This is a genomic window from Nonomuraea sp. NPDC050383 (assembly GCF_044459125.1).
In the GTDB taxonomy this organism is placed as follows: domain Bacteria; phylum Actinomycetota; class Actinomycetes; order Streptosporangiales; family Streptosporangiaceae; genus Nonomuraea.
Genome location: NZ_JBITIP010000003.1, coordinates 78,816 through 92,031, shown reverse-complemented (window position 1 = coordinate 92,031; position 13,216 = coordinate 78,816). Strand labels below are relative to the sequence as shown.

Sequence of the window (13,216 nt, the reverse complement as noted above, 5' to 3'; positions counted from 1 at the left end):
GAACGGCCGGCCGTCGACGCGGTCGCGAAGCAGCTCTTCGGACAAGCATCAAAACCACGAAGGGCCGGACTCCCAGAGAATGGGTTCCGGCCCTCTTTGCTGTGAAAGTTGGCTGTACGACCTCGCCAGACAAGATCGAGGAGAGGCGTTCGAGCTGGTAGGGCGCCCGGGGCTCGAACCCGGAACCTACGGATTAAAAGTCCGCAGCTCTGCCAATTGAGCTAACGCCCCATGCACAGCAAGGGTACAGAGACTACCGGCCGGTACGCGACGCCGTTCTCGCCCCATCACAGTAGCGGATCGTGCGCTTGCCCAGATCGGGAAGAGGCTTCTCAGCGGAAGGCGTCGAGCCCGGTGAGCGCCTTGCCCAAGGTCAGCAGGTGCACCTCCTGGGTGCCCTCGTAGGTGAGCACGCTCTCCAGGTTGTTCATGTGCCGGATGACCGGATATTCCAGGGTGATCCCGTTGCCGCCCAGCACCGACCGTGCCTGGCGTGCGATGTCGAGGGCCGCGCGGACGTTCGCCAGCTTGCCGAAGCTGATCTGGACGGGCTCCAGGCGTCCCGCGTCCTTGAGCTCTCCCAGGTGGAACGCCGTCAGCGACGCCTGCGTCATGCCCACGTACATCCACGCGAGCTTCTCCTGGGTGAGCTGGAACGACCCGATCGGCTTGTCGAACTGCACACGCGTCTTCGCGTACTCGACCGCCGACTCCAGGCACGCGCGGGCCGCTCCCACGACTCCCCACAGGATGCCGAAGCGGGCCTCCGACAGGCACGAGAGCGGGCCCTTCAGGCCCGTCACCCCGGGGAGTACGGCGGAGCCGGGCAGGCGTACGTCGTCGAAGTACAGGGACGAGGTGACCGACGCCCTCAGGGACAGCTTGCGGTGGATCTCAGGGGCGGAGAAGCCCGGCGTGGAGGTCGGGACGACGAAGCCCCGGATGCCCTCGTCGGTCTGCGCCCACACCACGGCGACGTCCGCGACCGAGCCGTTGGTGATCCACATCTTGGAGCCGTTGAGGATCCAGTCGGACCCGTCGCGCTTGGCGTACGTCCGCATGCCGGCCGGGTCGGAGCCGTGGTCGGGCTCGGTCAGGCCGAAGCAGCCGATGGCCTCGCCCGCCGCCATCCGGGGCAGCCACTCCTCCTTCTGCTCGTCGGAGCCGTACCGCCAGATGGGGAACATGGCCAGCGAGCCCTGCACCGACACGAACGACCGCAACCCCGAGTCGCCGGCCTCCAGCTCGCGGCAGGCCACGCCGTACGAGACCGCGTCGGTGCCGGCGCAGCCGTAGCCCTCCAGGTGCATGCCGAGCAGCCCCAGCGAGCCGAGCTCGGGCGCGAGCTCGCGCGCCGGGAACACGCCCTCCTCGAACCAGCCCGCCACGTGCGGCAGGACGCGGTCGGACACGAACGATGCGACCGTGTCGCGGATGAGCCTCTGGTCACCGTTGAGCCGGTCGTCGACGCGCAGCAGGTCGTCCATGGCGATCCTCTCCTCGCACAAGCGCCTTTATGTAAGGGGCTACCAGGGTTTCTACAGGGGAATTCCCGATGTGCCAAAGAGGGCAGCGGGGGCACGCTTGAGACATGAACGAGAACATCAAGCAGTTGCGCAGGACTCACGACGGCAGGATCATCGCGGGCGTCTGCTCCGGTGTCGGGGAGTACCTCGGCATCGACGCCAACCTGGTCCGCATCGCGCTCGCGGTGGCGACGCTCTTCGGCGGGGTGGGGGTCGGCCTGTACGCGATCGGCTGGCTGCTCATGCCCGAGGCGGGCAGGGACACCTCGATCGTCCAGGACCTGCTGAACAAGCAGCAGGCCAAGTCCACCTGGCAGAGCGGCACGACGACCACCCCCGGCACCTGGGACGACGAGCAGAAGCCCCAGCAGTGATCAGGTGGGCGCCGAGGCTCGCACCCGGTGGGACTCGTCGCCGCGGGACTCGGTCCAGACCATGGCCAGCACGGCCGCGCACGTCACTCCCATGACGCCGGACAGTGCGACCACGAGTTCGGGACCGAGTCTCTCGGCGGCCAGACCGCCCACCAGGATCCCGGCGCCCTGCGCGGCCATCAGCCCCGACTGCGCCAGGCCGAACGCCTGCCCACGCCGCTCGGCCGGCACCCGTTGCACGAACGCGGCGTTGGCCGCGAGCTGGTAGGCCCCGCCCACCCCCGACAGGACCCAGGCCGCCAGCACCACGGCCAGCGGCGGCCGCAACGCGCTGACGACCAGCGGCAGACAGCTCAGCACCGCCATCCAGCCCATCAACCGCAGCCGTCGCGACGGCGACACGAACCTGCTGAAGAGGAACGCCCCCAGCACCGTGCCCGTCGGCATCGCGGCCATCAGCAGCCCGGTGACCACCGGGACGGGCAGCCCCTCCGGGGCGAGGGCCGCCGCGTACGGCGCGGCCAGCCCCTCCGGCAGCACGTAGAACCCGCACAGCCAGGCGAACATCACCAGCGTACGCAGCCGCCTGTCGCCGAAGACCAGGCGCGCCCCGGCCCTGGTCATCGCCCACATGGACGGCCGGTCCTCCTCGGCGGCCGCCGCCGGCCGCCGTCGCACGCCGGAGACCAGGATCAGCGCCGAGCCGAGGAAGGTGGCGGCGTCCAGCGCCAGCGCGCGGTACGGGCCGAGCGTGGCGATCACCGCGCCGCCCGCGGCGAAGCCGAGCATCTGCACGCCCTGGTTGGTCATGTTCTGCAGCGCCGTGCCCACGACGTACCGGTCGCCCTCCAGCACCTCGGGCAGCAGCGCCGCCCGCGCGGCCGAGAACGGCGCGCTGAGCAGCACCACCAGGAACACCAGCGCGCACAGCACGGAGAACGGCATGCCGGGCAGCGCCATCACGGCCACCAGGGCCGCGCGCAGCAGGTCGCACGCCACCATGACCCCCCGCCGGGCGAACCGGTCGGCGAGGCCGGCCAGCAGCGGGCCGCCGGCGATGGACGGCAGGTAGGTGAGGGCGTAGACGGCGGCGGTCGCGAGGGGCGAGCCGGTGCGGTCGTAGACGAGGACGGCGAGCGCCACCTGGGCGAGCTGGTCGCCGAGGAGTGACAGGCCCTGGCCGTACCACAGTGCTCGGAACTCGCCGATGGCGATGACCTCGCCGTAGGTGGCTTGGTGCTCTTCAGCACGGCGATGCCGCCCCGGCAGCCGTCGCGTCCGCATGGCCCCCATTGGACTCCGCTGTGCCTGACTCTGAGTATTCAGTACGTCACCTAAGGTGCCTGATCAGGCCCCGTACCGCAAGCAGAAGAGGGCAACCGGCGCCCGGGGGCTCACCAGCCGAGCTCGTGCAGGCGGGCGTCGTCGATGCCGAAGTGGTGGCCCACCTCGTGCACCACCGTGATCCGTACCTCTCGTACGACCTGCTCCTCGGTGTCGCAGATCCGGCAGATCGCATTGCGGTAGATCTCGATGCGGTCGGGAAGAACCGCGGAGTACCAGTCGCCACGTTCGGTAAGGGGAATTCCGGTGTACAGGCCCAGAAGGTTGGGTTGGGGCGGATCGTCCACCACCGTGACGACGACGTTGTTCATGACGCGGGTCAGCTCGGCGGGGATGGTGTCCAGCGCCTCGGCGACCAGCTCCTCGAACGTTTCCCGCGAAATATCGATCACATGTGCCATTCTGCCTCGCGCCGGGGGTAGGCAAGTAAACGTATGAACGTCGCTCGCATCCTTCGGACAGTCATCGCGTCGAAGGCGTCGAGGGTCGTGGCCGCCCTCATGGTCGCGGCCGTCGGCGCCTGGCTCGGCATCTTCCTCAGCGGCACCGTACGGGCCCAGATCGGGCCCGTGGAGACGGGCATGTCGCTGCGCCCCGCGTGGGGCGGTGAGACGGTCGTGGACGCGAGCCCGCTGGGCACGCTCACGTTCCACACCCACGACGCCCCGCTACGGCTGCGCATCACGTTGGACAACATCGACCAGGAGCGCGCCAAGGCCCTCATCGAGGACCCGCGACTGACCGACCGGCTGCCCGGCATCATCGAGCGGGACCTGCTCGACGGCGTGCGCGCGCTGGTCATCCGGTCGCTCCTGTGCGCGGGGGCGGGGGCGCTGGTGGCGGTGCTGCTGGTGTTCAGACGGCCCAAGGTCGCGCTGCTCAGCCTGCTCGCCGCCGCCGTGGGGCTCGCGGGGACGGGCGCGCTCGCCGCGTACACGTTCCGGCCGGACTCGCTGGTCGAGCCGCGGTACTCGGGCCTGATCGCCGCCGCGCCGTCGCTGGTCGGCAGCGCGGAGTCGATCGTGACGAAGTTCGAGTCGTACCGGTCGCAGCTCACCAAGCTGGTTACGAACGTCTCCAAGCTGTACAACACGGTCTCGACCCTGCCGGTGTACGACGGGGACCCGCGTTCCATCCGTGTCCTTCACATCTCGGACATTCATCTCAATCCGATCGCCTGGAACGTCATCCGGTCCCTGAAGGACCAGTTCGCCGTGGACATGATCATCGACACGGGCGACATCTCGGACCACGGCACCAAGCCCGAGAACAAGTTCGTGGAGGAGATCGGCCGCCTCGGCGTCCCCTACGTCTTCGTCCGCGGCAACCACGACTCCATGACCACCCAGAAGGCCGTCGCCAAGCAGAAGAACGCCGTCGTCCTGGACGACAGGTCGCAGCAGGTCGGGGGCCTGACCATCTTCGGGCTCGGCGACCCCCGCTTCACCCCGGACAAGTCGGTGGCCATCGACTCTGACCCGGCGAAGCTGGAGCAATGGGGACGTGACCACCTCCCCGAGGTCGGCAAGCCGGACCTCGTGGCGGTCCACGACGGCATCATCGGCCGCGGCTTCTCCGGCGCCACCCCCATGGTCCTGGCCGGCCACGCCCACGCCCGCTCCACCACCATGCTGCCCACCGGCACGCGCGTCCTCGTCCAGGGCTCCACCGGCGGCGCCGGCCTGCGCGCCCTCGAACACGCCGAGCCCACCCCCGTACAGGCGTCGGTCCTGTACTTCGACCGCGAGACCAAGCGTCTGCAGGCGTGGGACGACATCACGCTCGGCGGACTGGGGGAGCAGTCGGTCTACATCCAGCGTCACGTGGAGGAGAACCCTGGACGTATGATTTCTCCAGCGCCAACGAACACCCCGACGCCATCGGGGACCGTGACGGGCACGCAGTCGCCGGCCGCCGGCCCGCCACTTTGGCATCAGGGGCAATCGTCCCCTATGCTTCAGAGGTCTCCGACGGAAGGCGACAGGGAATCCTGAGCCCCCATCGTCTAGCGGCCTAGGACACCGCCCTTTCAAGGCGGCGGCACGGGTTCGAATCCCGTTGGGGGCACCGCGAAGCGCCTGGCGCTACCGGGAAACGGATGGTCGAAGGCCACCGAAGAACTGGTAAGCTAAGCGAGTCGCAAGGCAAGAACAGCAAGATACGCAAGACAAGCAAGGTCCTGTAGAGCAGTTTGGAGTGCTCGCCACCCTGTCAAGGTGGAGGTCGCGGGTTCAAGTCCCGTCAGGACCGCTCTGGGTCAGGTAGCTCAGTTGGTACGAGCGTCCGCCTGAAAAGCGGAAGGTCGGCAGTTCGACCCTGCCCCTGACCACCTTTTTGAACAGCAAGAACGCCCCGAACGGATCGCCGTTCGGGGCTTTTTGATGTTCGCTGACACCAACAGTGACAGCAACGTCATAGATGCACGGGGTGAGGGCGGAGTCCGTGGATTCCAGTCAGCCGAAGTTCCTCTTGATCGACGGGGATGGGCAGGTGCTGGGGGCGTGCCTCGATGCCGAGGGCGTCTTCGTTGAGCCGACGAAAAGCGCCGAGTCCGCGACAGTCGAGATCCTGGGATGCCTTCCTGTTCAGCGATTACGTGACTACCTTGAGGGGTCCAAGCGATACCGCCTGAGGAACCCTCTCTGGTTGGAAGGGCTCCGGATGCTCGACGCGGCAGGAGAGCCGCTCGCGGACTTCTGGGTGGGCGAAATCATCGAGTGGCGCCCCTCACAACTCGATCCCGAACGAGTGGACATCATCGCTGAGTGGGGATACGACAGCCCGCGGTCCGGTGCGCGGCATATCTGGGAGCGCTGGCGTACGGCCCGGCCTGACCAGATCAACCAGTGGGCGGTGTACGGCTCGGAGGGCAGACGGGAATGGCTGACCGTTGTCGGCCGCAGCAGCTTCCGGCAGACGGGGCCGGCTGATCGTCCGGCAGGGCGTACCTACCACCTCGATGGAGCTCACGTCACCGATGAGACCTCCTTCTACCTCGCCGCCGGGGAAGCCATCAACGGGCCAGGGGGTTATTTCGGGTGGAATCTCGATGCGCTGAATGACTGTCTGTGCGGTGGGTTCGGAGCAACGACACCGTTCACCTTGATCTGGAGCGACTCCCAAGCTGCGCGACAGTCCCTGACAGTGATCTTGGAGGAGATGGACGACGCTCCGACTCTTTTCGAGATCATCCAGACGATCTTTGCGGAGCGCGGGGTGGAGGTCGTGTTGAGGTGACAGCAACGGCGCCGCCTCCGCTGCTCGGCCGTCCATGGCAGGCTGATACTCGTGTGGTTACTTCCATGGCCCGTGGCGAAAGATCCGGGTCACGGCACGGTTTTGCCCAGGGCGCTTCGGACCGTACGCGCCGTCGACACCGCCACGATGATCGAGTTGTTGCGGGAGACCTCAGGTTCCGCCAAGCCACAGTCCACCGAGCTCACGGCTGCTCACCTCGCTCCGGGAGGAACCCACTATGTGATTCCTCAGCCACGTAAGTCGTGGGATGTACCTGTCGAAGGCTGTGTCTCCGCGGCCATGGTGCTCAGAATGAACGACGGCGCGCTCATCATGAGCGGACTTCACAGGCCTCTACCGATGCTGCGTTTCCAGCAGCTTCCCAAGACGCTGTCACGGTGGGAGGAGTATCGGACAGCGTGGCGCGCGAGGGGCCTGAGGAGGGACTTCCATGTGTGGTCCCGCGATCACCGGCACGACCACAGCTGCAAGCACCCGCGCTGTGTCGAAGAACGTGAAGGTCACTGCGCCTGCTACACGTTCTCGGAAGACCTGCGGACAGCTCGTGACCGGCCGGCCGGGCTGGAACACGGGTCGGCGCAGGAGGCCATCAGGGTATTGATGGCCATGGGGTTCATTGAGCTGCGAGCCGGCAGCCACCTCGTGAAGCGCGCGTTGGCTGCGGGGGAAACGGACGCGGCACTGACGCATCTGGAGCACATGCGCATGATCGCGGACGTGTGCCACAACCTTCCGAAGGATTTCTTCCCCAAGAGGCGCAAGGCTCGTGAGCGGCACGCCATCGAGAGCCTCCGATTCCAGCTGCGGGAGCTTGATCCCGACGATCGTGCTGCTCAGTGGGTCGTGGGGCAGCTGGAGAGTCAGGGATTCGACTATGTTCGGGTCCTCCGAGATCGGACCAGATGGAAGCACGCCCGGTAACGGCGTCACCGAGCGTGCTGACCAGCCGTGAAAGCGTTTGGCTATCAGAGGGCATCTCCCAGCTTGCGCAGGGCAGTGCGCTTGTCGTCGAGGGAGGCGTGAGCGTAGACCGTCATGGTCACCTCGATGTCGCTGTGGCCCACGATGTCGCGGACGACCTGGGGTGGGACGCCGAGGTTGAGCAGGAGCGTGACGCAGGTGCGGCGGAGGTCCTGGAAGCGCACGGTCAGGTCAGCTCGTAGATCAGGAGGGTGCCGTCCACGCGCCGGGCTAGAGCCCATAGCCGGGTGGTGCCCGGGACCGGGACGATGTCCACGATTCCCGCCCACCCCCCTTCCGCGGGCAGTGTCGATCTGGTCATGCGGCCGCCGCGGAAGTTGAGCACGTACGACTGCGTGTGGGCGGGGTTGGCGGCGACCCACACGCCGCCGACCCGGTCCGCGCGGATGGCAGGCAGCCAGGTCTTGGCCAACGGCAGGTTCAGCCACCTCCACGCGGTGCCGTCCCAGCGCACGATCATGCCGCGGTCGGGCACCTCGCAGGACCCGGACCGCTCGAAGGCGCCCTGTGTCACCAGCCACACGTCGTCGTGGGCGCGGGCCGCCATGCCGTAGAAGAGGCCGGCGGGGGAAGGGGGGCAGCCAGGCGCGGGAGGCAGGGGAGCGGTGACCCATCCGGAGCCGTTCCGCCGTATCACCGTTGTCCCTCCCGGGGGATGGATCAGTGCCCATGCCTCGCCCCCGTTGGGGGCGGCGACGAGCGAGATCTGGTCAAGGTCGCCGTACGGGCTCGGCTTGGGGACCGGTTTCCACGAGTGGCCGTCCCAATGGCTGAGTCCGGATCCGGAGTAGTCGTCCGGGCCGCCGTGTTCGGAGATCCAGACGTCGTCCTTGGCTCCGACGGCGACGGATCCACGCTCGTACTCGCTGGTCCACGGGCGGGACACCCACTGGCCGCCGGTCAGCTGGAACGGGCGGTCCCCGGAGAACATCCACAGGTCGTCCCCTGAGGGGGAGGCGGCGAACCGCGCGTTGTAGGCGCTGACGCCCTTCGGCAGCACGGTGGTCCGCCAGGAGGCGCCGTCCCAGCGGAGCATCGTCGAGCTGAGCTGCTGCCGGTCGTGCTGGAGGAGGGCCCAGGCCTGTCCCTGTTCTGTGGCGCCTATCGTGCCGGTCCATCCCCGCACCGCGTACGTGAGCCGCCACGTGGCCGCCCACGTCGCCTGTACGTCCGCGCCGCAGACCGCGAGCAGGAGGACGAGGACACTCGCGAATTTCACGAACGATCACGCTATCTCGCACGAAGGGGCGTGGCGGGATCTTGGTTACCTGATGTAGGCAGTACTGCCATCCCCCTTGGCCTTCAACAGGCCGGACTTGCCGTGGCTCTCTGTGGTCGGGGCCTGCGGCACGGCACGGCGGGTTCCGTGACGGCAACGCTGACGGCAACATCGCAGTTCGACCCTGCCCCTTCCCACTGGGTCCCTTCATGGCAGGCGGATGCCATTCCCACCTTGTGCCAACAGCTTGATCTCTGCGCGTGCCCGTGTGCGGAGACATCGTCGCACCTTGATGTACATCATCATGTACAGTGATGACATGAAGGTGATGACCATGTCCGAATCGCGGGCCAACTACGCCGCCACCCTCGACGCCGTCATCGACGACCAGGAAGAGGTCCTCATCACCCGCCCCGGCGGAGAAGGGGTCGTCATGGTGTCGCAGCGCGAATACGAATCGATGCGCGAGACGCTCTACCTGATGGCCTCTCCCGTCAACCGCAGACGGTTGTCAGAGGCGGTCGCCCGTCTGGAGGCCGGAGGCGGCGCCGTCCGCGAACTGGCCGATGGGGACACCACTTCGTGAAGATCCTTGTCGACGAACTCGCCTGGGCGGACTACTGCTACTGGCAGCGAGAAGATCGACGCATTCTCAAAAGGATTAATCAGCTGATCGCCGACATAGCGCGCAACGAGAACGAAGGCATCGGCAAACCGGAGCCGCTGAAGTACGAATGGTCCGGCTACTGGTCCCGGCGCATTACCTCAGAACACCGGCTCGTCTACCGCGTCAATGACGACACCATCATGATCGCTGCCTGTCGCTATCACTATGAGAAGTAGCGTCCGTCCGGTCGGCAACCCCAGCACTTGGCCTCGTTCCAGAGAGCGGAGTGGAGGCTTTGCGCTTCCTGCGGAGCGCCCTTCCTGCGAGAGATGCCTGCCAGCTCATCGGCTAGGGCCCCGCACCCGGTGACGTTGGCGGAGGTGACAGCAGAACGCCAGACGGATGGTCGCCTGCAGGGAGGCGACAGGCATGAACCAGGAAGCATCAGGCCCACGATGCACCTGACATGGGTCGTCGGTTCCGCAGGACCGATCCTCGTGGATCAGACAATCTGATCTTATGAAGGTGATGACTGCCACTGAAGCGTCTCGAAGCTTTGCGGCGGTTCACGATGCGGCCGAGCATGGAGAAACGATCGTGGTAACTCGCGGCGGGAAGCAGATCGCTGTGATCGGCCCCGCGCCGACAGCGCCGGGACGTATGGTCAAGGCGTTTCTGGCCGGCAGAGCGGGGACGTTGGACGCCGATTTCGAAGGCGACGTAGCAGCGGCCCGCGAGGCGATCGACAACGAGATGAGGGCCACGTGGCCCGACGCCTGATCCTTGAGACCGGTGTGCTCATCGCGGCCGAGCGAGGCAAGGCATCCGTGGACGCGGTGATAGGAGACGCCGATCACTGTGGCCGAGTTGCTCGTCGGCGTAGAACTGGCCGATGCGGCACGACAGCCCGATCGGCAGGCCTTCGTGGATCAAGTTCTCGCGTTGATCCCTGTCGAGGAGTACACGACGGACGTCGCCAGAGTCCATGCCCGTCTTATGGCGCATGTCCGACGAGAGGGCAAGTCGAGAGGCGCCTACGATCTGCTGATCGCGGTTACGGCCGCGGCCGCCGTGAGAACGGTGCTGACGATGGATGCGTCTGCCGCATTCGACGATCTCCCTGGCGTGCGCGCTCAGGTAGTTCCTCGCTGAATGTCGACGGCGCCGAGCCGCCGGCGAAAGTCCTATGCTCGGACGTAGCGTGATCCCTGGAGTCGAAGGTTCTACAAGTGGGAACAGATGGCGAACGCCGTAGCCGGTCGCAGCGCGGACGGGGCCTGCCCGCCCCCCGCGCTCGTCTTCGAGGGCTCCGTCTTGGCGGGCTCCGTCTTCAAGGGCTCCGTCGTCGCCCGTCCCGACCAGCCATGAGCGCCTGATGGGATTCTCCGCCATCTACCTGTTCGACGGGCGACAGTGGACGGAGCACCAGGAGGAGCCGGTGCCGCCCGAGGTCGAGCCGTGGCTGCGGGTCGACATCCATGACAGTGACATCGCGACCGTGGTCTACCGGCCGGCGGGGCGTGGGAGCGGCGTCGCCTACCTGGGGTTCACTCCTCGCACGTACTTCGAGGACGAGGACGCCTCGTCGCCGACCGACGTCGTCCGGGAGGCCACGGGCCTCGCCGACTGGTGGATGCTGCGAAGCCAGGGGGGTGGCGAGGTGGAGCATGCGGTGAAGGCGAGCGAGTTGCTCGGCTACCTCGCCGAAGACCGTGATCCCTGGGAGCTCGACCTGGACGACGAGGAGGAGGACGTCGACGTACTCGACGACGGGGAGGTCTTCGTCGAGGTCAAGACCGCCCGGTTCCTTGAGGCCCTGGACCTGCCCGTCCCTGCGGACCTCCCGGACTGACCGAACTGGCGCACTGACTGCCCGGTACGAACGGGTCTGGACCGTATTGTCCGGGCTCTGGGCGTGCCTTTATGGAGTTCCGGGCAGCGTCGTCAGTATGAATGGTGGAAAACGGTTCAAGCCCATCATCGGCCTCCTCTTTCTGTTCGCGGCCGGATCCTGCGGGAACGCCCCCATCCAGATCAGTGCCGTCGAGACCGCGCCCGCGGGAGGAGCCGCAGCCGCTCTCAGGTCACCCGGGGACCCCAGCGATGATCCCGCCCAGGAGTCCGGCGGCATCGGAAGCCTCGAAAAGGCGGCCGCCGCGGCCACGAACGCCGTCGAGGGCACCCATGTCCTCTCGGTCCAGTCGGAGAACGGCGGCCAGATCTGGGAGGTCCAGCTGGCCCGCCCCGACGGCGCCGAGCAGTTGATGGAGGTGGACGCGTCAGGGGACGTCGTCTCGAAGCCCCGGACCAAGGACACCGGCAAAGGCGAGAAGGCCCGGGTCATGGGCATCATCAAGGACGCCGAGCTCTCCTTCGACGACGTGGTGAAGAAGGTGTCCTCCGCGGTGCCGCACGGCAAGATCACCCACATCAGCCTGGACAGGTACACCGACAAGGTTCTCGTCTGGGATGTCGATGTCCTCACCCCGGACGGTGCCTGGCGCGGCCTCAAGATCGACGCCAGGACCGGCACCGTCGACAAGACCGGCTAGCGAGGTCCGGTCGTCAGCGGAGCGGGTCGAACTCGCGCAGGGCGGCGGGCTGCTTGCCGGTGGTGATCTGCTCCGCCAGGAGGCGTCCCGTGGCGGGGCCGTGGGCCAGGCCCCACATGCCGTGCCCGCCGGCCACGTACACGCACGGGGTCCGGGTGGCGCCGATCAGCGGACGGCCGTCGGGAGTGACCGGTCGCGGGCCGACCCAGACGTCGGTGCGTTCGTCCCAGCGCACCCCGTCCAGCAGGGGGCGGGCGGAGGCGATGATCGCCTCCAGCCGGGCCGGGACGGCCGGGGCGTCGGGGTCGCGGAACTCCATGGTGCCCGCCACACGCAGCCCTCCCTGGTACGGCGTGCATGCCACCCGTACGTCCGGCAGGTAGACCGGTCCCGGGACGGGGCGGTCCACGGGCACGGTGAAGGAGTAGCCGCGCCCGGCGCGCACCGGGGAGCGCACTCCCCAGCGGGAGGCCAGGCGCGGCAGCCAGGCGCCGGTGGCCAGCACCACCGCGTCGGCGGACAGCATCGTGCCGTGGCGGGAGACCACGATGGCCTTCCTGTCGTCGCTGCGCACGTCGGCGACCTCGAAGGCGTACACGGTCGCGCCGCGGGCCATGACGGCCCTGCCGAGGGCGTGGACGAAGCGGCCCGGGTCGACGTACCGCTGACCGTCGATCCGTACCCCGGCCCGCAGGGCGTCCGAGGCGAGCGGGACGTGCTCGGCCACCTGGCCGGCGTCCAGGACGGTGTGGTCCACCTGCTGCCCGGCGTCCGCCAGCCTGCGCAGCTCGCGCAGCAGGCCCTGGGCCTGGCGCGGGGTGCGGAAGGCCGCGGTGATCGGTGCCGCCACGGTCGAGACGGCCGGCCCGTCGGCGCCGAGGATCTCGTACGCCTCGATGGACTCCTGGTTGAGCGGCAGGTTGGCGCGCACCGCCCGGCTCCACGACGACCAGCGGCAGTTGGCGGCGAAGCGGGCCAGGAACGCCCACAGTCCCGGGTCGAGGGTCGCGGGGATGTGCAGCGGGGCGGCGGGGTTCAGCAGCGAGCGCAGGCCGTAACGCAGGACGGAAGGCTCGTTCAGCGGGATGGCCAGGCCGGGGGCGATCCATCCGGCGTTGCCCCAGGACGCGCCGGCCGCCACCCCGCCGCGGTCCACCACGTGGACCTCGACGCCGCGTTCCTGCAGGAACCACGCGGTCGACAGGCCCACGATGCCCGCGCCCACCACGATCACCGATCGCGGCCAGTCGCCGATGCGCTCGGTGCCGACCATGCCCTACCTCCGTACCCCGGAACGAATGCTGCTCTCGACGTCAGCATGGCCCGGAGGCCGCGGTCTGACGTTGTGCGTGGCG

Annotated in this window: 16 protein-coding genes and 4 tRNA genes; 13 read left to right on the top strand and 7 right to left on the bottom strand. The window is 67.9% G+C overall.

The window, feature by feature from the left end:
• Window positions 1-155: 155 nt before the first annotated feature.
• Together ACIBG4_RS08735 and ACIBG4_RS08730 are read right to left on the bottom strand one after the other, a co-directional pair.
• A tRNA-Lys gene (locus ACIBG4_RS08735) sits at window positions 156-231 on the bottom strand.
• A 101-nt stretch (window positions 232-332) separates the two neighbouring features.
• Window positions 333-1,487, bottom strand: coding sequence for an acyl-CoA dehydrogenase family protein (locus tag ACIBG4_RS08730; protein ID WP_355444297.1), 1,155 nt, complete (start codon window positions 1,485-1,487; stop codon window positions 333-335).
• Window positions 1,488-1,591: 104 nt separating this feature from the next.
• Here ACIBG4_RS08730 and ACIBG4_RS08725 point away from each other — a divergent pair, with 104 nt between their 5' ends.
• The gene (locus ACIBG4_RS08725; RefSeq protein WP_310716010.1) at window positions 1,592-1,900 is read left to right on the top strand and encodes a PspC domain-containing protein; all 309 of its coding nucleotides are present in this window, start codon (window positions 1,592-1,594) and stop codon (window positions 1,898-1,900) included.
• Here ACIBG4_RS08725 and ACIBG4_RS08720 read toward each other — a convergent pair whose 3' ends face one another.
• Together ACIBG4_RS08720 and ACIBG4_RS08715 are read right to left on the bottom strand one after the other, a co-directional pair.
• A complete protein-coding gene (locus ACIBG4_RS08720) occupies window positions 1,901-3,184 on the bottom strand; it encodes an MFS transporter (RefSeq protein ID WP_397201313.1) in 1,284 nt (427 codons plus the stop codon).
• A gap of 110 nt (window positions 3,185-3,294) precedes the next feature.
• Complete coding sequence (locus ACIBG4_RS08715) at window positions 3,295-3,645, bottom strand: metallopeptidase family protein (RefSeq protein ID WP_397201312.1); 351 nt, start codon at window positions 3,643-3,645, stop codon at window positions 3,295-3,297.
• Window positions 3,646-3,732: 87 nt separating this feature from the next.
• On the opposite strand from ACIBG4_RS08715, the gene ACIBG4_RS08710 reads away from it, so the two are divergent.
• The 6 genes from ACIBG4_RS08710 (at window position 3,733) to ACIBG4_RS08685 (ending at window position 7,423) form a co-directional block, all read left to right on the top strand.
• Window positions 3,733-5,238: a metallophosphoesterase gene (locus ACIBG4_RS08710; protein ID WP_397201311.1), complete on the top strand. Its 1,506-nt coding sequence runs from the start codon at window positions 3,733-3,735 to the stop codon at window positions 5,236-5,238.
• Window positions 5,239-5,311, top strand: a tRNA-Glu gene (locus ACIBG4_RS08705).
• Window positions 5,312-5,419: 108 nt separating this feature from the next.
• A tRNA-Asp gene (locus ACIBG4_RS08700) sits at window positions 5,420-5,494 on the top strand.
• A gap of 5 nt (window positions 5,495-5,499) precedes the next feature.
• Window positions 5,500-5,573 (top strand) — tRNA-Phe (locus tag ACIBG4_RS08695).
• Window positions 5,574-5,686: 113 nt separating this feature from the next.
• Window positions 5,687-6,481, top strand: a complete 795-nt coding sequence (locus tag ACIBG4_RS08690) for a barstar family protein (protein ID WP_397201310.1) — start codon at window positions 5,687-5,689, stop codon at window positions 6,479-6,481.
• Between the two features lie 147 nt (window positions 6,482-6,628).
• The gene (locus ACIBG4_RS08685; RefSeq protein WP_397201309.1) at window positions 6,629-7,423 is read left to right on the top strand and encodes a hypothetical protein; all 795 of its coding nucleotides are present in this window, start codon (window positions 6,629-6,631) and stop codon (window positions 7,421-7,423) included.
• A gap of 44 nt (window positions 7,424-7,467) precedes the next feature.
• On the opposite strand, the gene ACIBG4_RS08680 is transcribed toward ACIBG4_RS08685, so the two are convergent.
• Both ACIBG4_RS08680 and ACIBG4_RS08675 read right to left on the bottom strand, forming a co-directional pair.
• Window positions 7,468-7,647, bottom strand: a complete 180-nt coding sequence (locus ACIBG4_RS08680) for a tyrosine-type recombinase/integrase (RefSeq protein WP_397201308.1) — start codon at window positions 7,645-7,647, stop codon at window positions 7,468-7,470.
• 2 nt (window positions 7,648-7,649) lie between these two features.
• Window positions 7,650-8,702 carry a hypothetical protein gene (locus ACIBG4_RS08675; protein ID WP_397201307.1) on the bottom strand — a complete coding sequence of 351 codons (1,053 nt, stop codon included), beginning with the start codon at window positions 8,700-8,702 and terminating at the stop codon, window positions 7,650-7,652.
• Between the two features lie 292 nt (window positions 8,703-8,994).
• Between ACIBG4_RS08675 and ACIBG4_RS08670 the strand changes: the two genes are divergently transcribed.
• The 6 genes from ACIBG4_RS08670 to ACIBG4_RS08645 all read left to right on the top strand — a co-directional run bounded on the left by ACIBG4_RS08670 (window position 8,995) and on the right by ACIBG4_RS08645 (window position 11,861).
• A complete protein-coding gene (locus tag ACIBG4_RS08670; RefSeq protein ID WP_397201714.1) occupies window positions 8,995-9,288 on the top strand; it encodes a type II toxin-antitoxin system Phd/YefM family antitoxin in 294 nt (97 codons plus the stop codon).
• On the top strand, window positions 9,285-9,545 hold the full coding sequence (locus ACIBG4_RS08665) for a Txe/YoeB family addiction module toxin (RefSeq protein ID WP_397201306.1): 261 nt from the start codon (window positions 9,285-9,287) through the stop codon (window positions 9,543-9,545). The genes ACIBG4_RS08670 and ACIBG4_RS08665 overlap by 4 nt, the downstream gene beginning before the upstream one ends.
• A 283-nt stretch (window positions 9,546-9,828) precedes the next feature.
• The gene (locus ACIBG4_RS08660; RefSeq protein WP_397201305.1) at window positions 9,829-10,089 is read left to right on the top strand and encodes a type II toxin-antitoxin system Phd/YefM family antitoxin; all 261 of its coding nucleotides are present in this window, start codon (window positions 9,829-9,831) and stop codon (window positions 10,087-10,089) included.
• A gap of 78 nt (window positions 10,090-10,167) precedes the next feature.
• The gene (locus ACIBG4_RS08655; protein WP_397201304.1) at window positions 10,168-10,461 is read left to right on the top strand and encodes a VapC toxin family PIN domain ribonuclease; all 294 of its coding nucleotides are present in this window, start codon (window positions 10,168-10,170) and stop codon (window positions 10,459-10,461) included.
• A 223-nt stretch (window positions 10,462-10,684) separates the two neighbouring features.
• Window positions 10,685-11,161 carry a hypothetical protein gene (locus tag ACIBG4_RS08650; protein ID WP_397201303.1) on the top strand — a complete coding sequence of 159 codons (477 nt, stop codon included), beginning with the start codon at window positions 10,685-10,687 and terminating at the stop codon, window positions 11,159-11,161.
• A gap of 97 nt (window positions 11,162-11,258) precedes the next feature.
• The gene (locus ACIBG4_RS08645) at window positions 11,259-11,861 is read left to right on the top strand and encodes a PepSY domain-containing protein (protein ID WP_397201302.1); all 603 of its coding nucleotides are present in this window, start codon (window positions 11,259-11,261) and stop codon (window positions 11,859-11,861) included.
• 13 nt (window positions 11,862-11,874) lie between these two features.
• On the opposite strand, the gene ACIBG4_RS08640 is transcribed toward ACIBG4_RS08645, so the two are convergent.
• Window positions 11,875-13,134, bottom strand: a complete 1,260-nt coding sequence (locus ACIBG4_RS08640) for an NAD(P)/FAD-dependent oxidoreductase (protein ID WP_397201301.1) — start codon at window positions 13,132-13,134, stop codon at window positions 11,875-11,877.
• Between the last annotated feature and the right edge of the window lie 82 nt (window positions 13,135-13,216).

Excerpts from the sequence above, each read along its gene's own strand:
- ACIBG4_RS08725 (WP_310716010.1), top strand. The coding sequence starts at position 1,592 with ATGAACGAGAACATCAAGCAGTTGCGCAGGACTCACGACGGCAGGATC.
- ACIBG4_RS08685 (WP_397201309.1), top strand. The coding sequence starts at position 6,629 with ATGATCGAGTTGTTGCGGGAGACCTCAGGTTCCGCCAAGCCACAGTCC.
- ACIBG4_RS08670 (WP_397201714.1), top strand. The coding sequence starts at position 8,995 with ATGTACATCATCATGTACAGTGATGACATGAAGGTGATGACCATGTCC.
- ACIBG4_RS08720 (WP_397201313.1), bottom strand. The coding sequence starts at position 3,184 with ATGCGGACGCGACGGCTGCCGGGGCGGCATCGCCGTGCTGAAGAGCAC.
- ACIBG4_RS08660 (WP_397201305.1), top strand. The coding sequence starts at position 9,829 with ATGAAGGTGATGACTGCCACTGAAGCGTCTCGAAGCTTTGCGGCGGTT.
- ACIBG4_RS08730 (WP_355444297.1), bottom strand. The coding sequence starts at position 1,487 with ATGGACGACCTGCTGCGCGTCGACGACCGGCTCAACGGTGACCAGAGG.
- ACIBG4_RS08645 (WP_397201302.1), top strand. The coding sequence starts at position 11,259 with ATGAATGGTGGAAAACGGTTCAAGCCCATCATCGGCCTCCTCTTTCTG.
- ACIBG4_RS08640 (WP_397201301.1), bottom strand. The coding sequence starts at position 13,134 with ATGGTCGGCACCGAGCGCATCGGCGACTGGCCGCGATCGGTGATCGTG.
- ACIBG4_RS08715 (WP_397201312.1), bottom strand. The coding sequence starts at position 3,645 with ATGGCACATGTGATCGATATTTCGCGGGAAACGTTCGAGGAGCTGGTC.
- ACIBG4_RS08650 (WP_397201303.1), top strand. The coding sequence starts at position 10,685 with ATGGGATTCTCCGCCATCTACCTGTTCGACGGGCGACAGTGGACGGAG.